17 protein-coding genes are annotated in these 17,642 nt (G+C 65.9%); 5 read left to right on the top strand and 12 right to left on the bottom strand.

The features are described from left to right. The first annotated feature begins 83 nt into the window (after positions 1-83). Positions 84-1,115: a DUF2155 domain-containing protein gene (locus AABA86_RS11350; protein ID WP_338306775.1), complete on the top strand. Its 1,032-nt coding sequence runs from the start codon at positions 84-86 to the stop codon at positions 1,113-1,115. A gap of 40 nt (positions 1,116-1,155) precedes the next feature. Here AABA86_RS11350 and aat read toward each other — a convergent pair whose 3' ends face one another. From aat to AABA86_RS11300, 10 genes are all read right to left on the bottom strand, one after another. Next, a complete protein-coding gene (gene aat / locus AABA86_RS11345; RefSeq protein ID WP_212244412.1) occupies positions 1,156-1,836 on the bottom strand; it encodes a leucyl/phenylalanyl-tRNA--protein transferase in 681 nt (226 codons plus the stop codon). A gap of 60 nt (positions 1,837-1,896) precedes the next feature. Further along, positions 1,897-3,000, bottom strand: a complete 1,104-nt coding sequence (locus AABA86_RS11340; RefSeq protein ID WP_212244410.1) for a sensor histidine kinase — start codon at positions 2,998-3,000, stop codon at positions 1,897-1,899. Beyond that, the gene (locus AABA86_RS11335; protein ID WP_018323001.1) at positions 2,997-3,437 is read right to left on the bottom strand and encodes a response regulator; all 441 of its coding nucleotides are present in this window, start codon (positions 3,435-3,437) and stop codon (positions 2,997-2,999) included. Before AABA86_RS11335 ends, AABA86_RS11340 begins: the two co-directional genes overlap by 4 nt. Positions 3,438-3,442: 5 nt before the next feature. Then, a complete protein-coding gene (locus AABA86_RS11330; protein WP_338306774.1) occupies positions 3,443-4,951 on the bottom strand; it encodes a sensor histidine kinase in 1,509 nt (502 codons plus the stop codon). Positions 4,952-5,056: 105 nt separating this feature from the next. Then, the gene (gene accC / locus AABA86_RS11325; protein WP_212244406.1) at positions 5,057-6,415 is read right to left on the bottom strand and encodes an acetyl-CoA carboxylase biotin carboxylase subunit; all 1,359 of its coding nucleotides are present in this window, start codon (positions 6,413-6,415) and stop codon (positions 5,057-5,059) included. A gap of 101 nt (positions 6,416-6,516) precedes the next feature. Beyond that, complete coding sequence (gene accB / locus AABA86_RS11320; protein ID WP_212244404.1) at positions 6,517-7,005, bottom strand: acetyl-CoA carboxylase biotin carboxyl carrier protein; 489 nt, start codon at positions 7,003-7,005, stop codon at positions 6,517-6,519. Between the two features lie 38 nt (positions 7,006-7,043). Continuing rightward, positions 7,044-7,511 (bottom strand): type II 3-dehydroquinate dehydratase, encoded by a 468-nt coding sequence (aroQ, locus tag AABA86_RS11315; RefSeq protein WP_063194278.1) that lies wholly within the window; start codon positions 7,509-7,511, stop codon positions 7,044-7,046. 256 nt (positions 7,512-7,767) lie between these two features. Next, positions 7,768-8,577 carry a DUF1236 domain-containing protein gene (locus AABA86_RS11310; RefSeq protein ID WP_338306772.1) on the bottom strand — a complete coding sequence of 270 codons (810 nt, stop codon included), beginning with the start codon at positions 8,575-8,577 and terminating at the stop codon, positions 7,768-7,770. 207 nt (positions 8,578-8,784) lie between these two features. Further along, positions 8,785-9,552 (bottom strand): DsbA family protein, encoded by a 768-nt coding sequence (locus tag AABA86_RS11305; RefSeq protein WP_338306771.1) that lies wholly within the window; start codon positions 9,550-9,552, stop codon positions 8,785-8,787. Positions 9,553-9,650: 98 nt separating this feature from the next. Then, positions 9,651-11,051 carry a M48 family metalloprotease gene (locus tag AABA86_RS11300; protein ID WP_212244399.1) on the bottom strand — a complete coding sequence of 467 codons (1,401 nt, stop codon included), beginning with the start codon at positions 11,049-11,051 and terminating at the stop codon, positions 9,651-9,653. 204 nt (positions 11,052-11,255) lie between these two features. Here AABA86_RS11300 and AABA86_RS11295 point away from each other — a divergent pair, with 204 nt between their 5' ends. The 3 genes from AABA86_RS11295 to AABA86_RS11285 all read left to right on the top strand — a co-directional run bounded on the left by AABA86_RS11295 (position 11,256) and on the right by AABA86_RS11285 (position 14,505). After that, positions 11,256-12,443, top strand: a complete 1,188-nt coding sequence (locus AABA86_RS11295; RefSeq protein ID WP_338306770.1) for a pyridoxal phosphate-dependent aminotransferase — start codon at positions 11,256-11,258, stop codon at positions 12,441-12,443. Positions 12,444-12,532: 89 nt separating this feature from the next. Next, positions 12,533-13,087, top strand: coding sequence for a biotin transporter BioY (locus AABA86_RS11290; RefSeq protein ID WP_338307183.1), 555 nt, complete (start codon positions 12,533-12,535; stop codon positions 13,085-13,087). Positions 13,088-13,170: 83 nt separating this feature from the next. Further along, positions 13,171-14,505 (top strand): dicarboxylate/amino acid:cation symporter, encoded by a 1,335-nt coding sequence (locus AABA86_RS11285; protein ID WP_212244395.1) that lies wholly within the window; start codon positions 13,171-13,173, stop codon positions 14,503-14,505. Between the two features lie 28 nt (positions 14,506-14,533). On the opposite strand, the gene AABA86_RS11280 is transcribed toward AABA86_RS11285, so the two are convergent. Next, positions 14,534-15,418, bottom strand: a complete 885-nt coding sequence (locus AABA86_RS11280; protein WP_338306769.1) for an SDR family oxidoreductase — start codon at positions 15,416-15,418, stop codon at positions 14,534-14,536. Between the two features lie 105 nt (positions 15,419-15,523). Here AABA86_RS11280 and AABA86_RS11275 point away from each other — a divergent pair, with 105 nt between their 5' ends. Continuing rightward, a complete protein-coding gene (locus tag AABA86_RS11275) occupies positions 15,524-16,360 on the top strand; it encodes a helix-turn-helix transcriptional regulator (RefSeq protein WP_338306767.1) in 837 nt (278 codons plus the stop codon). 27 nt (positions 16,361-16,387) lie between these two features. Here the strand turns inward: AABA86_RS11275 and AABA86_RS11270 are convergent, their stop codons facing one another. Further along, positions 16,388-17,620 (bottom strand): NAD(P)/FAD-dependent oxidoreductase, encoded by a 1,233-nt coding sequence (locus AABA86_RS11270; protein ID WP_338306766.1) that lies wholly within the window; start codon positions 17,618-17,620, stop codon positions 16,388-16,390. Positions 17,621-17,642 lie beyond the last annotated feature (22 nt).

Here is a 17,642-nt window from a genome sequence, read left to right as displayed (position 1 = left end):
GGGCAGGGCAGGGATGCCGCCCTTCCCCCGCCGTATTCCCCGTGTTAACCGGAGGGCCTGCGAGCGGCGGTATCCCCTGTAGAATGTCCAACGAGCCCGATTCGCTGTTGAAGCCGCGCGAGATGTTTCGATCCATTACCCTGACAGGTCTTGCGGCGCTTTTGGCCGCTACCGCGCTGACGGCTGCGACGCCGGCTCAGGCGCAGATCGGCACGATCTTTTCCGATCCGCCGCCGCTGCGCCCGCCCGGCAACATTCCACGCGGCCAGCCCCAGCCGCAGCAGATTCCCGATGACGACGAAGAGGTGCCGGAGCTGCCGCCGCAGGGCCGCGTGCTGCCGTCGCGCCCGATGCCGCCGCCTCAGGGACGGCAGGGCAATGTGATGCCGGGGCCGGTCGAGACCCAGCCGCTGGCGCCGCCGCCGGGCTCCACCGTCGCTCCGCCGAACCAGCCGCCGCCTGTAGCGGTCGCGCCGCCGGGCGCCCAGCCGGGCACGCCGGGTCGCCAGCCGCAGCAGAAGGGCGGGCCGGGTGGCGCCGTGCCGCAGACCCCGGCAAGCCTGCAGCCGGGCGACGAGGTTGTCACCGAGCCGCCGGCCCAGAAGATCGTGAACAAGAAGGCGACCTTCTCCGGCCTCGACAAGATCACCGGACGCATCATCAATTTCGACGAGGAGATCGGCGAGACCGTCCAGTTCGGCGCGCTCAGGGTCAAGACCGACGCCTGCTACACGCGGCCGGCGACCGAGGCCACCAACACCGACGCCTTCGTGGAGGTCGACGAGATCACCCTGCAGGGCGAGGTGAAGCGGATCTTCTCGGGTTGGATGTACGCGGCAAGCCCTGGCCTGCACGGCGTCGAGCACCCGATCTACGACATCTGGCTCACCGACTGCAAAGAGCCACAGCAGACCATTGCGACCGCAGCGCCGGATCCGGCGACCAAGCCTGCACCTCCGCCGCCGCCCGCGCAGAAGAAGGCCGCGCCGAAGCAGGTGCAGCAGCGTCCGCCGCAGCCTCTGCCGCCGATCCAGCAGCAGCAACCAGCACCGCCGCCGCCTCCGCCGCCGGAGCAGCGGCCGGGTCTGTTCGGTATCCCGGGGTTTGGCCGCTAGGCCAAATCCCCCGGCTTCGGCCGCTAAGCCTGGCTGTCGATCATTGCCGCGCGGCGATGATCTCGAGTGCACGCGCTCCCGGGATAGCCTCACCCGCAGAGAGCTTCAGGAAATCGCCGGGCTCGCCCGCGAGCGCCTTGTCGAGCAGCGCAGTGTAGCGCCGCCGCGAGATCTCGGCCGCGCCAAAGCTCTTCAGATGCTCGGTGACATATTGGGTGTCGAGCAGCTCGAAGCCGCCATGGATGAGCCGCGCGACCAGATGCACCAGAGCGACCTTGGAGGCATCGCGCGCGGTGTGGAACATGCTCTCGCCGAAGAAGGCTCGTCCGAGGCTCACGCCGTACAGCCCGCCGACGAGATCCTCGCCCTGCCAGGCCTCGACGCTGTGGCAATGGCCGAGCTCGTGCAGGCCGCCATAGAGGTCACGGATGCGCTTGTTGATCCAGGTGTCCTCGCGTCCGGCCTGCGGCGCGGCGCAGCCGGCGATCGTCGCCTTGAACGCGGTGTTGACGGTCACGCGAAACACATCCGAGCGCACGGTGCGCGCGAGCCGCGAGGCGACGCGAAATCCGTCGAGGGGGATGACGCCGCGCAGCTCCGGCTCGACCCAGAACAGGGTCGGATCTTCGGCGCTTTCGGCCATCGGAAAGATGCCGCAGGCATAGGCGCGCAGCAGCACGGCCGGTGTGATTTCAGATGGGGCGGAGTCGCGCGAAGTCATGGTTCGCGATCATAGCAGGATCGCGATGCGGTTGCGATGGGGTGCGCAGCAGGGGCGAGATCAGCTCGCGGCGGCCGTGCTGGTCCTGCCGGGGACTGCGGGCATGCGAGCGAATTTCAGCACGATCCGGGTTCCGGAATGGGTGGGATCGCGCTCGACCGTGGCATCGAGCTTGGAGGCCATCGCCGCGACGATGCGCTGGCCCATGCCGGTGGAGCGCGGATCGGCCTTGACGTTGTCGCCGACGCCGTTGTCGGTGATCGACAGCAGGACATCGTCGCCGTGCGCGTGGAGCTCGACATGGATCGGGCCGGCGCCGTCGGGATAGGCGTATTTCACCGCGTTCATCACCAGCTCGTTGACGATGATGCCGACGGCGACCGCGCGATCGGGATCGATCTCGATCGGCTCGGCCTTCAGCGTCAGGCGCGACATCCGGTTACCTTCGGCGGAGCGGCGGAGATCCTCGAGCAGTGAGTCCAGATACTGGTTCAGCACCACGCTCTTCAGATCCTGCGAGGTGTAGAGGCGGCGGTGCACCTGCGCGACTGCGGCGACGCGGCCCATCGCATTGGTCAGTGCCGCCTTGACCTCGTCCTGCGCGGCGGAGCTTGCCTGAAGGTGCAGCAGCGAGGCGATGATCTGGAGCGAGTTGCCGACGCGGTGGTTGACCTCGCGCAGCAGCAGCTCGCGTTCGGCCGCAAGGGCGGCATAGCGGTCGCGCGAAGCGTGGATCTCGGCTTCCGCCTCCTCGCGCGCCTTCTGCAATTCGGCCTGGCGCAGCGCGCCCTCGGTTGCGACGTGGAGCAGGGGGATGAAATCGCCCGTGACGTCCTTGACGAGATAGTCGGCCGCGCCGGCCTTCAGCGCGGTGACGGCGATGCTGGAATCCTGCGAGGCCGTGACGAACACCACGGGCGGGGCGCCCGGGATCGCCATGATCTGCTCCAGCGTCTCGAGGCCATCGAGGCCGGGCATGTACTGGTCGAGCGCGACCACGTCGATACCGCCCTCGGCAACCGCGCGGCGGATGCGCTCCAAACCTTCCTCGCCGCTCGCAGCATGGACGACCCGGTAGCCGCGCCGCGTCAGGCCGCGCTCGACCAGGCGCGCCAGCGCACCGTCGTCGTCGATGTAGAGCAGTGTCGGCGTGCGCTGGTTCATGGGGCGGCGGGCGGGACCTGGATGACCGAGAAGAACAGGCCAAGCTGCCGGATGGCATTGGCGAAATTCTCGTAGTTGACGGGCTTGGTGATGTAGACGTTGCAGCCGAGCTCGTAGCAGCGCTTGATTTCCTGGGAATCGTCGGTGGTGGTCAGCACCACCACGGGCGAGGCCTTCAGATATTTGTTTTCCTTGATCTGCCGCAGGATGTCGATCCCGGTCATGTCGGGCAGGTTGAGGTCGAGCAGGATCAAGAGCGCATTGCCCTTCTGCACGAGCCCGCTGCCGTCGGCACCGAACAGATGCTGCATCGCGTCCGTGCCGTTGGGAAACGAGACGATCTCGTTGTTCACTCCCGAGCGGCGGATGTTGCGCTCGATCAGGCGGGCGTGGCCCTCGTCGTCCTCGATCATAATGATGGTGACAGGCTGGGTCATAGATCTCAGTTCCGGTTGCTCACATTCCAGGCGATCGGCAGCGTGATCGTGAAGGTGCTACCCGCGTCCAGTTCCGATGATACCGACATGGTGCCGCCGAGGCGACGCACAAGTGCACGCACATGTGCAAGACCAATGCCTTGGCCGGGCTTGTCCTGGGTTCCCGCGCGGCGGAACAGGTCGAATATCCGCTGGTGATCCTTCGGATCGATCCCCCGGCCATTGTCGCTGATCTCGAAGATAGCGTAGCCGAGCTTGGTCCGCCCGCGGATTCTGATCTCGCCGGGCACCCCGCGCTTCAGGTACTTGATCGCATTGTCGATCAGATTGGAGAAGATCTGCTCGAGTGCGAGCCGGTCGCTCACGATGTCAGGCAGGGCCTCGAGGTGGATCTGGGCCTGCGCCTCGGTGGCCTGGTGCGCCAGCGTCGACACGATGGCCTCGATCAGCTCGCTGGTGTCGATCTTCACGGGCTGGAATTCGCGCCGACCCTCGCGGGTGAGGTTGAGGATGGCCGAAATCAGCCGGTCCATCTTGGCAATCGACGTCTTGATGAAACCGAGCGCTTCGGAAAAATCCTCCGAGAGCTGCTTGTCGGCGCCTTCGAGCGCGATCTCGCCGGGTGCCAGCGGCGGCCCTCCGGCGGGGACTTGAGTGAGGCTGCCTATGCGGCGGAAGACATCGCCGCTGAGCTCCTCGAGCTCGCTGGTGAAGCCCATGATGTTGACGAGCGGCGAGCGCAGATCGTGGCTGACGATATAGGCAAAGCGCTGGATCTCGTCGTTGGCTTCGCGCAGGTCGGCCGTGCGTTCGTCGACGACGGCCTCCAGGTTGACGTTGGCATCGCGCAGGCGCGCTTCGGCCTCGTCACGGGCGCGGGCCGAGCGCCGCACCAGCCAGGTCGAGATCAGGGCCAGCAGCACCACCAGGCCGGAGCCGATGCCCGTCATCGATGCAGCCAGGGTCTGGCTCCGGTCGGAGTTTGCCGTTCGGACCCGGAACAGCCGCTCCTCCTCGCGGATCATCGCGTTGGCCATGTTGGTGATCGTCGTCGTGGTGTTGCCGGCCGCGGCCTCGCGGATCAGCGCCGTGGCGCTGTCGGGTTGGCCCTGCCTCACGAACGTCATCTCGCGCGAGAACTGGTCGAGCCGGGTCGCGATCGCCGCGCTCAGCTTCTCGATGCTGTCGCGTTGCGCCGGATTGTCGCCGATCTGGCGCGTGAGCTTGTCGAGTGCCGGAATGATCGCAGCGACGGCCTTCTCGTGGTCCGACTGGAAATCCGGTCCCTGCGTCAGGAGAAAGCTGCGGGCGCTGCTCTCGGCGCGTCGGATTTCGAGCAGCAGGCTGTTGATCTGGTTTTCCGCCTCGATGGTGTGAACCACCCATTTGCTGTCGTCTCTGGCCTTGTTGACCAGATAGACCGAGCCGGCGCTGATCCCGGTCAGAATCAGAAGGCCCGCCGAGATCAGCAGGATCTGCCAAAATGCGCGCCGTCGTTGGGCCTCGGCCGTCACGACTGCCTCGCTCTGTCGCACTCAGCGGAAGTCAAAACGCCCCCTTGGAACTGTCCCCGCGTCGAGAACGCGATGGAGGCCAAAGGGTTCCACGGCGAAGGGGGATTATTGCGGGGCGGGTTCCGTCTTGCCGGCGAGGTACTGTTCCAGCCAGTGGATGTGGTAGTCGCCGTTGATGATGTCGTCTTCCCGCACCAGCGCGCGGAACAGCGGCAGCGTGGTCTCGATGCCTTCCACGACCATCTCGTCCAGCGCCCGGCGCAGCCGCATCAGGCATTCGGCGCGGGTCTTGCCGTGCACGATCAGCTTGCCGACCAGGGAATCGTAATAGGGCGGGATCGTGTAGCCCTGGTAGACCGCGGAATCGATGCGGACGCCGAGGCCGCCGGGGGGATGGTATTGCAATATGCGGCCTGGCGAGGGGCGGAAGGTTTGAGGATGCTCGGCGTTGATGCGGCACTCGATCGCATGGCCGATGACCTGGACTTCTTCCTGTCTTGCCGGCAAATCGCCGCCGGCGGCGATGCGGATCTGCTCCAGCACGAGGTCGATGTCGGTGATGCTCTCGGTGACAGGATGCTCGACCTGGATGCGGGTGTTCATCTCGATGAAGTAGAACTCGCCGTCCTCGAACAGGAATTCGATCGTGCCGACGCCGAGATATTTCATCTCGCGCATCGCTTTGGCGCAGGTTTCGCCGATCTTGGCGCGCGCGGCGGCGGAAAGGACAGGCGAGGGGCCCTCTTCCCAGACCTTCTGGTGACGGCGTTGCAGCGAGCAGTCGCGCTCGCCGAGATGGATCGCGCCGCCCCGGCCGTCGCCGAGAATCTGGATCTCGATGTGGCGCGGCTTCTGGAGGTATTTTTCCAGATAGACCGAGGCATCGCCGAAAGCGGATTTGGCCTCGTTGGCCGCCGTCGACAGCGCCACCTGAAGGTCGGCCTCGCTATGCGCGACCTTCATGCCGCGGCCACCGCCGCCGGCCGCCGCCTTCACCAGCACCGGAAAGCCGATCTTCCTGGCGATCGCCAGCGCGTCGTCATCGGGACCGACCGCACCGTCGGAGCCGGGCACCACGGGAATGCCGAGCTTCTTGGCGGTCTTCTTCGCCTCGATCTTGTCGCCCATCAGGCGGATGTGCTCGGCCTTGGGACCGATGAAATGCAGATTGTGCTCGGCGAGGATCTCCGCGAAGCGGGCATTCTCGGACAGGAAGCCGTAACCGGGATGCACGGCATCGGCGCCCGTGATCTCGCAGGCCGCGAGCAGCGCGGGCACGTTGAGATAGCTGTCCTTGGATGCCGGCGGCCCGATGCAGACGCTCTCGTCCGACAGGCGCACATGCATGGCATCGGCGTCGGCGGTGGAGTGCACGGCGACGGTCGCGATGCCGAGCTCCTTGCAGGCCCTGAGGATGCGAAGGGCGATCTCGCCGCGATTGGCTATGAGGATCTTGTCGAACATGGTGCCTCAGCGGGCGAAGAGGGGGAGTAGGGAATAGCGGGTGGCGAATAGCGAGCAGGGGAACGGTGATGCCATTCGCCACTCGCTAATCGCCATTCGCCTTACTCGATGATCACCAGCGGCTCGCCGTACTCGACCGGCTGGCCGTCCTCGACCAGGATCTGCGTCACCGTGCCGGCGCGCGGCGAGGGGATCTGGTTCATGGTCTTCATGGCTTCGATGATCAGCAGGGTCTGTCCGACCGAGACCTTGCTGCCGACCTCGATGAACGGCTTGGCGCCGGGCTCCGGTGCCCAATAGGCGGTGCCGACCATTGGCGAGGAGACGGCGCCAGGATGCTTCGACAGGTCAGGGCCGGCGGCGGCAGGCGCGGCGGAGGCCACCGGCAGGGCGGCGGGTGCGGCCGCCATCTGCATCGGCATGGTCGCAGCAACGCTGATGTTGCGGGCGACGCGCAGGCGCAGGCCCGCACGTTCGATCTCGATCTCGGTGAGGCTGGTCTCATCGAGCAGCAAAGCGAGCTCGCGAACGAGCGCGGAATCCTCGCTGGAAAACTTTGCGGCTGCTTTGTCGTCTGGCTGGCGCGCCATGTTCTTTGATCCGAATGTTCTGTTTGATGAAGAGGGCTTCAGGCTTTGGGCTTGATGGCAAGCTTGGCGGCAAGGCCCTGGATGGCGAGGCGATAGCCCTCGATGCCGAAACCGCAGAGCGAGGCGAAAGCCGCGCGTGCGGTGTAGGAGTGGTGACGAAAGCTCTCGCGGGCGTGGATGTTGGTCACATGCACTTCGACCGTCGGGATCTGCACCGCGAGCAGCGCGTCGTGCAGCGCGATCGAGGTGTGCGAATAGCCGCCGGCATTGATGATGATGCCCTTCATCTTGCGCGCATGCGCCTCGTGGATGAAGTCGATCAACTCGCCCTCGCGATTGGACTGCCGGCAATCGGCCTTGAGGCCGAACGTTGCCGCGGTCTCCCGGCACAGCGCCTCGACGTCGGCCAGCGTGGCGTGGCCGTACTTCTCGGGCTCGCGGGTCCCCAACATGTTGAGGTTCGGCCCGTTCAGGACGAGGATCGTATCGGTTGCTGGTTCGGCCATTCCTATCCCGGCAGGTGCTTCGGCGTGGCGGGGTTATAGGTAACAAAGCGGCCTAGGGGAAGCCTTGAAGGGCCTCCCAGGCGCCTTCAGGTACCTCATCCCCGGTGCAAAAACCTGTGCGGAAGCTACGGAAATTGCTTGTTAACCAGTTCTAATCGTGGCTGCCGGAGGGAGGCTCGCGGGGGAGGGCGACGCACAGGCCAAAGGCCCCTGCCGATGTCTCGGCAAGGGCCCATTTGGGCTTCAGCGAAGCAGCTTAGCCTTCGATGATGTAGACGATCTCGCGCGTCTGCGGACGGACGATCACGTACTGGCCGCGGACGTAGATCACTTCATAGCCGCGCCATTGCGGATAGATCTCGACGATCCGGGGCGGCAGCGGGTGGAAGTGGACCGATGCCGGGATCGCGGCGCCGACCGCGATGTTGAAGTTGACGTTGGTGGTCTCCTCGATCTTGGTCGACTTGATCGCCGTCGAGATTTCAGTCCGCTTCTCGGCGGGCGGCGCAGCCGCGGTCGCGGAGGCGTTACCCGTCGTGGTCTGAGACTTGCTGTCGGTGGTAGCCGGACGGTTCTCGGCATTGTTGCTCTTGGCGGCGCCGCCCGCCTTGTTGTCCTCGGCCTTCATGTCCTTGGCACCGGACTTGGTGGAATCGGACTTGGTCGAGTCCGAGCTCATGCTCTTCGACTTGTCCTGCGCGCCCTGGGCTCGCTCACCCTTGACGTCGCCTTTGGCAGCGCCGGCCTTGTCATCGGCTGCGTTCTTGTTCATCGAGCCGGACTTTTCCATCCCGCCCGACTTCTCCATCGTGCCAGAGGACTTCTCCTCGGCGGCTCCGCCGGGCTTCATGGCGCCGCCGGCCTGGCCGACAGTGCCCTTGTCCCGGCTCATGGCGCCGCCATGATCTGCCGCGCCACCCGAAGGCTGCGCGTGCTGCGCCGGCTGCTGTTGCGTCGGCTGTGCGCCTGCACCACCGGTATCGCCTTTCATGCCCTGTGCGTTCGCCACACCGGCGCCCGCGACGAGTGCGGCCGCGGCAACCGAGATCATAAAGCGGTTCAACATCGAAATTCTCCTCACGTGGTTCTTTGCGTCATTGCCCGCGCCAACAACGAAAGGGGATTTGAGTTGTTCCGGAACTTCGTCTGTTCCGCGGCATTTGTTTGTTGAACGCCAGATGAATGACTTCGCACGAAGCTGCCAACGTTCGGCGCAAGAAAAAAGGCCGGCTGTTCAGCCGGCCCTTCGTGTTCTCGGGATCGTAACGTGTGATCAGCAGGTCGCCTTGCCGCAGCGGGCAATGCCGATCTTTTCCCTGAGGCCTTCGACGCCGACGGCGCCGATCACGATCTGCTTGCCGATCACGTAGCTCGGCGTGCCGTTCATGCCCATCGCTTCGGCGAGCTTGAAGTTCTCCTCGATGGTGGCGCGCACCTCGGGGCTGGCGATGTCCTTTTCGATCTTGGCGGTGTCGAGGCCGGCTTCCTTGGCGGCTTGAAGCGCGCGCGCCTTGTCGGCGGCGCCGCGACCGCCGAGCAGCTTCTGGTGGAAGTCGAGATATTTCTTGCCGGAGGGATCCTGCATGCGCACGGCGACCGCGACCTGTGCCGCCTCCACCGAGCCCTGGCTCAGCACCGGAAATTCCTTCAGCACCACCTTCAGCTTCGGATCGGCCTTCATGAGGGTGAGCATGTCGTCCATCGCGCGCTTGCAGTAGCCGCAATTGTAATCGAAGAACTCGACGAAGGTGACGTCGCCGTCCTTGTTGCCGAGCACGACCTGGCGCGGCGAGTTGAAGATCGCGTCCGCATTCTGCGCGATGCTGGCCTCGTGCTTCTGCGTCTCGGCCGCGGCCTGCCGCTTGCTGAGCTCGGCCATGGCCTCCTCGAGCACCTCGGGATGGCTGATGAGGTAGTTCTTGATGATAGCCTCGATGTCGGTGCGCTGGGTGTCGGAGAAACTGTCGGCCGACGCGGGCACGGCTGCACCGAACAGGGCGAGCGCAAACAACGCGGGAGCAAGCAGGCGCAGCGAAGGCATAGGCAAATCCTCTTATCCAAAGCAGGTTTCGGAATACGTCCCGGCGGACTTAGGCTCGGTGTCGTGACGTCGTGGTATCGGGCGTCGTTCGAGTGGCGTCAGTTTCGCGGCGGCTTCGCCGCCACGATGTCGTCGGCCTTGACCCATCCGGGTGTACCGACGGCGAAACGGGTTTTCGCGCGCGTGGCGAGCTCGCGGGCGGTCTTGTTGTCGCCGCGCAGGTAAGCGGCTTGCGCCGAGGCGAGATCCGCTTCGGCATAGTCGCCCTTCCGGCCATAGGCCATCGCGAGCTGGGTAAAGCCGAGCACCGCCTCGGGCTCTCGCGCCACCGCGGCGCGGAGAATCCGAACGGCGTCGTCGGTGTAGGCCTTATTATCGGTTCCAACCAGAGCCTGCCCAAGTAACATCTCGATGAGGGGCGCGTTGTTGGAGAGCTGTGCGGCCTTGCGCAGCGGAGCGACCGCGTCGGCCGGCTTGCCGCTCTCCAACAGGGCCTGGCCGCGCACCTCGTAGAAGTACGGGTTGTTGGGCTGGACCTGGATCAGCGCGTCAATCTGGGCGAGCGCGCTGCGCAGATCGCCGTGCAGGTAGGTGCTGATGGCGCGAGCATAGCGCGCCGGCATGCTGTCGTTGGTCTGGGGATAGCGGCGGTACACCGTCTCCGGCCGCTCCATGAACGCGGAGATCTTGGCGCGCACCATGTCGTGGCGGAGCTGGAGCGCGGGATCGTCCTTCTTGTTCCAGTAGGGGCTGGAGCTGGCGAATTCCTGAAGCGCGGCGACGCGCTCGGCCGGCATCGGATGCGACTGGAGATAGGGATCGGCGCCGCGCGCGGCGAACAGGCTCTCGCTGGTGAAGCGCTTGAAGGTCTCGTACATGCCCTTCGGCGATTGCTGGGTCGCAGTCAGGAATTTCACGCCGGCGCGGTCGGCGTTCTCCTCCTGCTGGCGCTGGTAGGACAACAGCGTCCGGCGGATCACCTCTTGCGGAGCGGAGATTGCGGCCGCGCCCGCATTGGCGAGCCCGTTGTTGCCGGCGCTGCTGCGCTGGGTGCTGCCCGCGGCGATCGCGCCTGCGCCGAGCAGCATCGCGATGATCATCTGGGTCTGGGCGGCGGCGAGCTGCTCGCGCAGCTTGGACAGATGGCCGCCGGCCAGATGCCCGGTCTCGTGCGCGAGCACACCGATGATCTGGTTCGGCGTCTCCGATTGAAGGATCGCACCGTAATTGACGAAGATGCGGCGGCCGTCGGCGACGAACGCGTTGAACGAGCCGTCGTTGATGATCACCATCTGGATGTTCTGCTTCTCCAGACCCGCGGCGCGCAGGATCGGGCGCGTGTATTCGCGCAGCAGCTGCTCGGTCTCGGTGTCGCGCAGGACCGGGGGCCCCTTCTGCTGCGCCCGCGCCGCCGGAAGCGGCAGCAACGCGATCGCCGCAGCCGTGACGAGGGCGGTGAGGGCGGAGGCCTTCTTGCGCAATGCGATCTGGAGCAACATCAAACGGTCTTGGTCAAACGGTCTGGCAAGGGGATTTGGAAAGCAGTTTCGTGATTGGTTTTGGCGATTGGCGGCGGACCGGATACGCGATATGCCCTTACGAGACTTACCCCTTATGAGCCGTACAATGCGGCCAGTCTGGGGCGCAAGCGCCCCGTTTCCCGGACCGGACGCACCGGTCCGCCAGCGAAATAGCAGAAATCGATGCACGATGCGACATTGAGGAACCGGTTGGGGCAGTGGCTCGAGCCCTCCCGCCGCAGCGATGTTCCCCCGTTCATGGTGATGGACGTCATGGCCGCGGCGGCCCGAATCGAGGCCGCCGGCGGCCATGTCATCCATATGGAGGTCGGCCAGCCCGCGGCCGGGGCGCCGAGCACCGCGATTGCGGCCGCCCACGCGGCGCTCGAGGCCGGGCGGATCGATTATACCTCCGCGCTCGGTATTCCCAGTCTGCGCGAGCGCATCGCGCGCCATTATCGCGATGCCTATGGCTGTGACGTCAGCCCTGACAGGATCGTGGTGACCACCGGCTCCTCCGGCGGGTTCATTCTGGCCTTCCTGTCGATGTTCGAGCCCGGCGACCGCGTCGCCGTGACGGTGCCGGGGTATCCGCCTTATCGGCATATCCTCACCGCGCTCGGCTGCGAGCCGGTGCTGATCGAGACCACGAACGAGACGCGCCACGCGATCACCGGCGAGGCATTGCTCGCGGCGCATCGCAAGGCGCCGTTGAAGGGCGTGCTGGTCGGCAGCCCCGCCAATCCGACGGGGACGATGATGTCCCGCCAAGCGCTCGCCGGCCTGATGGCGGCCGCCGAAGACGCCGGGATCCGCTTCATCTCGGACGAGATCTATCACGGGCTGGATTATGCGTTTCCGGCGGTCACCGCGGCCGCGCTTTCCGAGCACGCACTCGTGATCAACTCGTTCTCGAAGTATTTTTGCATGACGGGCTGGCGCGTCGGCTGGATGGTCGTGCCTGAAATTCTGGTGCGGCCGATCGAGCGGCTCCAGCAGAACCTGTCGATCTCGGTGCCGTCGCTGTCGCAGATCGCGGCAGAAGCTGCCTTCGACGGCGCAGCCGAAATGGAGGCGATCAAGCATGGCTACCAGGAAAACCGGCGGATCTTGATCGAGGGATTGCCGAAAGCCGGCCTGGCCAAGTTCCTGCCGGCCGATGGTGCATTTTATCTCTATGCCGACGTCTCGGACTTCACCTCCGACAGTTTCGAATTCGCCAAGCAGATGCTGGAACAGGCGCGCGTCGCCGCCACGCCCGGGCTCGACTTCGATCCCATTCATGGCCGCTCGTTCATTCGTCTTTCCTATGCGCGCTCGCCCGGGGAGATGCGCGAGGCAGTTGACCGGATCGCTCACTGGCTTAAATAGCCGCCAGTTTTCGACCACTTCCGGAGTTGATCTTGTCTGACCGATCTGTCCCGACCTCTGCCACGCCGCATTTTCCTCTCGCCGCATTGATGTGGCCGACCCGGCCGGGCGAAACCGTTGGCGCAGTGCGCGCCGTCGTGCTGATTGCGCTCGGCACCGCATTGATGGCGCTGTCAGCCAAGGTCAGCCTGCCGCTGCCCTATGTGCCCATGACGCTGCAGACGCTGGTGGTGCTGATGATCGGCGCTGCCTATGGCTGGCGCCTTGGCAGCGCAACCATGGTCGCCTACCTCGCCGAAGGCGCGCTTGGCGCGCCGGTATTCGCCGGGCCGGTGGGGGGAATTGCACCGCTGGTTGGCCCCACCGCGGGCTATCTGTTCGGCTTCATTGCGGCCGCCTTCGTGACCGGCTGGCTCGCCGAGCGCGGCTGGGATCGCAGTGTGGTGTTGCTGTTTGCGGCGATGGCTGTCGGCCATATCGTCATTCTGGCCGCCGGGTTCGGCTGGCTGGCGTTCGGCCTGGGGCTCGGCGTTGCGAAGGCCTGGCAGGTCGGCATCGTGCCGTTCGTTGCGGCCTCGCTGGTCAAGAACGCGCTAGGCGCGGCGTTGATGCCGGCGGCGCGCAAGCTGATCGATCGCCGGTAAAACGCGCAAGAGCGGGCGGTTCCGATTGACAGGGCTGGCCAAGTTGATCTTGGCTGGCCAGTGTTTTGAGGGGGAGTGAAACGATGACGACGACAACGATGGCGGGGGCGCCGGTCGCGCCGCCCGTCGCCAAGCCGTGGTACAAGGTTCTCTACGTCCAGGTGCTGATTGCCATCGTGCTCGGCGCCATCGTCGGCTGGCTCTGGCCGACGATCGCCACCAACGAATGGATCAAGGCGCTCGGCGACGGCTTCATCAAGCTGATCAAGATGGTGATCGCGCCGATCATCTTCTGCACCGTCGTCTCCGGCATCGCCCACATTCAGGACGCCAAGAAGGTCGGCCGCATCGGCGTCAAGGCGCTGGTCTATTTCGAGGTCGTCTCGACCTTCGCGCTGGTCATCGGTCTCCTCGTCGGCAATCTCGCCAGGCCGGGCGCGGGCTTCGGCAATGCGGCGGCAAATGAGGCGGCCGTTGCAAATTACGCCAAGCAGGCCGCCGGCCAGAGGTCCGTCGACTTCGTGCTGCACATCATTCCGGACACCGTGGTCGGCGCGTTCGCGCAAGGCGAGATCCTCCAGGTGCTGCTGTTCTCGGTGCTGTTTGGCTTCGCGATCATGAGCCTCGGCGAGCGCGGCCACACCATCCGCAGCTTCATCGATGATGCCGCCCACGCCGTGTTCGGCGTCATCTCCATCGTGATGCGCGCGGCGCCGATCGGCGCGTTCGGCGCGATGGCCTATACGATCGGCAAGTTCGGCACCGGCGCCATCCTCAATCTGATCGGGTTGATTGCGACCTTCTACCTCACTGCGGCGCTGTTCGTTTTCGTCGTGCTCGGCATCATCGCGCGCCTGGCTGGGTTCTCGATCTTCAAGTTCCTGGCCTACATCAAGGACGAATTGCTGATCGTGCTCGGCACCTCGTCCTCGGAAAGCGCGCTGCCGTCCCTGATGGAGAAGCTGGAGCGGCTCGGCTGCTCCAAGTCGGTGGTCGGCCTCGTGGTGCCCACGGGGTACTCGTTCAACCTCGACGGCACCAACATCTACATGACGCTGGCGACGCTCTTCATCGCACAGGCGCTCGGCTACGATCTCAGCTTCAGCCAGCAATTGACCATCCTGGTCGTGGCGATGCTGACCTCGAAGGGCGCCTCCGGCATCACCGGAGCGGGCTTCATCACGCTGGCGGCGACGCTGGCCGTGGTCGACCCGCGCCTCGTGCCGGGCATGGCGATCGTGCTCGGCATCGACAAGTTCATGAGCGAGTGCCGCGCGCTGACCAATCTGTGCGGCAACGGCGTCGCCTGCGTGATCGTCGCCTGGTGGGAGGGTGAGCTCGACCGCGACAAGCTCAACGCCAACCTCTCCAAGCAGATCGATCCGACCGACATGGAGACGGCGATCACGACGGACTGATCTGGATGGGGCGGCGCGAGCTGCGCCGTCAGACCTTGAAGTAATGGGGCTGGTCGAGATTTTCGATCAGCCCTATTTCTTTGGGCGCCCAGCCGAGCGCAGCACGCGTCTTCGCGCTCGAGGTGGGAACATCGACGCCAGCGAACCGCGCGAACCAGCCGAAATGAGACTCGGCTTCGCCGGCGGATTTCGAGACCACGGGCACGCCGAGCCTCTTGCCGATCACCGCCGCAATCATCTTGAACGGCACGCCTTCCTCGGCAATGGCGTGATAGCGGCGAGCGGATGCGCCTTGCTCGAGCGCGAGGCGATTGACGCGTGCGGCATCGAGGCGGTGGGCGGCCGGCCAGCGGTTCATGCCGTCGCCGATATAGGCTGCAGCTCCTTTCTCGCGGGCGATCGCAATCAGGCGCGGGACAAAGCCGTGGTCGCCCTCGCCATGGGTCGTCGGCGGCAGCCTCACGATGCCGGCGCGGACGCCGCGGTCGGCGAGCTCTTCGGCGGTCGCTTCCGACGCGCGCGGAAAGTGGCGGGCCGCCGCATCGTCCTCGGTGGCGAGCCGTCCCGGCGCGAGCAGCGCGACGCCTGAGGTGACGATCAACGGACGTTCGGAGCCTTTCAGCTCGTCGCCGAGCGCGAGGATCGCGCGGCGGTCGAGCTCGCAATTCTCAGTGAATTTCGAGAAGTCGTGGTTGAAGGCGAGGTGAAGCACGCCGTCGGCGGCGGCCGCGCCGCTGCGTAAGGAGGCGTGATCCTCCAGCGAGCCGCGATGGACCTCGGCGCCCATCGCGGTGAGGCCCGCGGCAGCCGCATCGGTCCGGGCAAGGCCGGCGACGCGGTGGCCGGCGGCGATCAGGTCGGCAACGACGGCGGAGCCGACGAAGCCGGTGGCGCCGGTGACGAATACACGCATGAGCAATCTCCAGGAATTGGCGGGGAGGGGTTGGTGGAGACGACCATCCGCGTTACAGATATCCGGGTAAAGTAGTGAGTTTATCAGGGTATAATAGCTAACAGCATGAGCGAGACCGTCACCGCCGAGAACCTGCTCGGGGCCTATCTCCGGGATCGCCGCACCAGGCTCGATGCCGCCGCGTTTGGCTTTGCCGGCAGCCGCAGGCGCACGCCCGGCTTGCGCCGCGAGGAGGTGGCGCAGCGCGCCAATATCAGTCCGACCTGGTACACCTGGCTGGAGCAGGGCCGCGGCGGGGCGCCGTCGGCCGACGTGCTCGACCGCATCGCCCGCGCGTTGATGCTGACCGATGTCGAGCGCGAGCATTTGTTCCTGATCGGCCTCGGCCGCCCGCCCGAGGTGCGCTACCAGGCCACCGAAGGCGTCTCGCCGCGGCTGCAGCGCGTGCTCGACGCGCTCGCATTCAGCCCGGCGCTGGTGCGGACCGCGACCTGGGACGTCGTCGCCTGGAATCGTGCCGCAACCGCCGTGCTGACGGACTACGGCGCGATCCCGCCGGGACAGCGCAACATCCTGCGCTTCATCTTCTGCGATCCGCGCGTCCGCGCCGCGCAATATGATTGGGACAGCGTGGCGCGCTTCGTGGTGGCGGCGTTCCGGGCGGATGCGGCGCGCGCGGGCGCGGTCTCGCATGTCGCCGACTTCGTCGATGAGCTCTGCCGCACCAGTCCGGAATTCGCAGCGCTCTGGCGCGACAACGACGTGCGCCATCATGGCGACGGCACCAAGCGGCTGCGCCATCCCGTTCACGGCATGATGTCGTTCGAATATTCGAGCTTCAACGTCGAGGGTCGCTCCGATCTCAGCATGATCGTCTACAACCCGGCGACGCCCGAAGACGCCGAGCGCATCAGAAAGCTGCTGGCCGCGCGAACAGGTTGACGGAATTCTGCAGCTTGCCCGAAGGGGCTAAAAGCGCCCCGGCCGGTACGGCGTCGGATCGATCGCAGGCGTCTCGCCGCTCATCATCTCCGCGAGCAGGCGCCCCGTCGCCGGTCCCAGCGTAAAGCCCTGGTGACCATGGCCGAAATTCATCCAGAGGCCGGGATGACGCGGAGCTTGCCCGAGCACCGGCAGCATGTCGGGCGTGCAGGGACGGGTACCGAACCACGGATCCGGCTCGACGCGCTTGCCGAGGTCGATCAGCTCGCGTGCGGATGCTTCCGCGCTGGCGAGCTGCACGGGCGTCGCGAGCGCGTCCGGGCTCGTCAGCTCGGCTCCCGTGGTGATGCGAATGCCCTTGGCCATCGGCCCCATGGCATAGCCGCCGGCCTTGTCGATCAGCGGCAGGTCGAGCGAAGCGCCGCCGCTGTAATGCATGTGGTAGCCGCGCTTGCGCACCAGGGGAATGCGATAGCCGAATTTGTGGAGGAGGTCGGGCGACCAGGGCCCGAGGGTCACGACGGCGTGGGCGGCATCGAGGCGCCCCTGGTCCGTATCGACCGACCAGCCGGTCGCGGTCTGCTGCAGCGACTGCGCATCGCCGAGCACAATGGTGCCGCCGCGTCGCTCGAACAGCTCGGCATAGGCGGTGACCAGTGCGCCGGGATCGGACACGGTCCAGGTGTCGAGCCAATGGATCGCGCCGGGAAGATCGTCGCGCAGGACCGGCTCGGCCCTCGCAAGCTCCTTGCCGGAGAGCACGCGAAAATTCACGCCGAACTCGCGCTGGTCTTCCTCCGCCGTCTTGATCGCCAGATCGAACGAAGCGGCACCGCGATGCAGCATGCGATAGCCGGCGCGGCGGATGAGATTGTCGGCATGGGCTTCGCGAATGAGGATGTCGTGCTCGCTCGTCGCGTAGGCGATCAGCCGCGCCCATGCGTCGACCGCCTCGCGATGGCGCTTCGGCGCCGAATGCCACCAGTAGCGGAGCAGGGGCTCGATATGGAGGTGAAGTGACGACAGGCTGTAGCGCACATCGTTGGTGCGGCCGGTCGCGATCTTCAGGAGGGTCGCAAGGTCGCGCGGCATCGGATAGGGGCGGACCGCTTCCGCCTGGATCATCCCGGCGTTGCCGTAGCTGGTCTCGCGGCCCGGCTCCCTGCGGTCGACGAGCCTGACGGTCCAGCCGCGCTGCTGGAGGTGCAGCGCCGCGCTCACGCCGATCATGCCGCCGCCAAGAACGATTGCGCTTTGCATTGAAACTGACCTCGCCAAATCA

Origin of the sequence: Bradyrhizobium sp. TM233 (genome assembly GCF_036247965.1) — a bacterium.
GTDB classification, from domain to species: Bacteria; Pseudomonadota; Alphaproteobacteria; order Rhizobiales; family Xanthobacteraceae; genus Bradyrhizobium; species Bradyrhizobium ottawaense.
Note: the sequence above shows the minus strand (reverse complement) of the source record. Positions and strands in the feature narration are given on the sequence as shown.

What these genes read in the sequence shown, in the direction of transcription:
- AABA86_RS11350 (WP_338306775.1), top strand. Translation starts at nt 84, where the DNA reads ATGTCCAACGAGCCCGATTCGCTGTTGAAGCCGCGCGAGATGTTTCGA.
- aat (WP_212244412.1), bottom strand. Translation starts at nt 1,836, where the DNA reads ATGACTTCGCGCGACTCCGCCCCATCTGAAATCACACCGGCCGTGCTG.
- AABA86_RS11340 (WP_212244410.1), bottom strand. Translation starts at nt 3,000, where the DNA reads ATGAACCAGCGCACGCCGACACTGCTCTACATCGACGACGACGGTGCG.
- AABA86_RS11335 (WP_018323001.1), bottom strand. Translation starts at nt 3,437, where the DNA reads ATGACCCAGCCTGTCACCATCATTATGATCGAGGACGACGAGGGCCAC.
- accC (WP_212244406.1), bottom strand. Translation starts at nt 6,415, where the DNA reads ATGTTCGACAAGATCCTCATAGCCAATCGCGGCGAGATCGCCCTTCGC.
- accB (WP_212244404.1), bottom strand. Translation starts at nt 7,005, where the DNA reads ATGGCGCGCCAGCCAGACGACAAAGCAGCCGCAAAGTTTTCCAGCGAG.
- aroQ (WP_063194278.1), bottom strand. Translation starts at nt 7,511, where the DNA reads ATGGCCGAACCAGCAACCGATACGATCCTCGTCCTGAACGGGCCGAAC.
- AABA86_RS11310 (WP_338306772.1), bottom strand. Translation starts at nt 8,577, where the DNA reads ATGTTGAACCGCTTTATGATCTCGGTTGCCGCGGCCGCACTCGTCGCG.
- AABA86_RS11305 (WP_338306771.1), bottom strand. Translation starts at nt 9,552, where the DNA reads ATGCCTTCGCTGCGCCTGCTTGCTCCCGCGTTGTTTGCGCTCGCCCTG.
- AABA86_RS11300 (WP_212244399.1), bottom strand. Translation starts at nt 11,051, where the DNA reads ATGTTGCTCCAGATCGCATTGCGCAAGAAGGCCTCCGCCCTCACCGCC.
- AABA86_RS11295 (WP_338306770.1), top strand. Translation starts at nt 11,256, where the DNA reads ATGCACGATGCGACATTGAGGAACCGGTTGGGGCAGTGGCTCGAGCCC.
- AABA86_RS11290 (WP_338307183.1), top strand. Translation starts at nt 12,533, where the DNA reads ATGTGGCCGACCCGGCCGGGCGAAACCGTTGGCGCAGTGCGCGCCGTC.
- AABA86_RS11285 (WP_212244395.1), top strand. Translation starts at nt 13,171, where the DNA reads ATGACGACGACAACGATGGCGGGGGCGCCGGTCGCGCCGCCCGTCGCC.
- AABA86_RS11280 (WP_338306769.1), bottom strand. Translation starts at nt 15,418, where the DNA reads ATGCGTGTATTCGTCACCGGCGCCACCGGCTTCGTCGGCTCCGCCGTC.
- AABA86_RS11275 (WP_338306767.1), top strand. Translation starts at nt 15,524, where the DNA reads ATGAGCGAGACCGTCACCGCCGAGAACCTGCTCGGGGCCTATCTCCGG.
- AABA86_RS11270 (WP_338306766.1), bottom strand. Translation starts at nt 17,620, where the DNA reads ATGCAAAGCGCAATCGTTCTTGGCGGCGGCATGATCGGCGTGAGCGCG.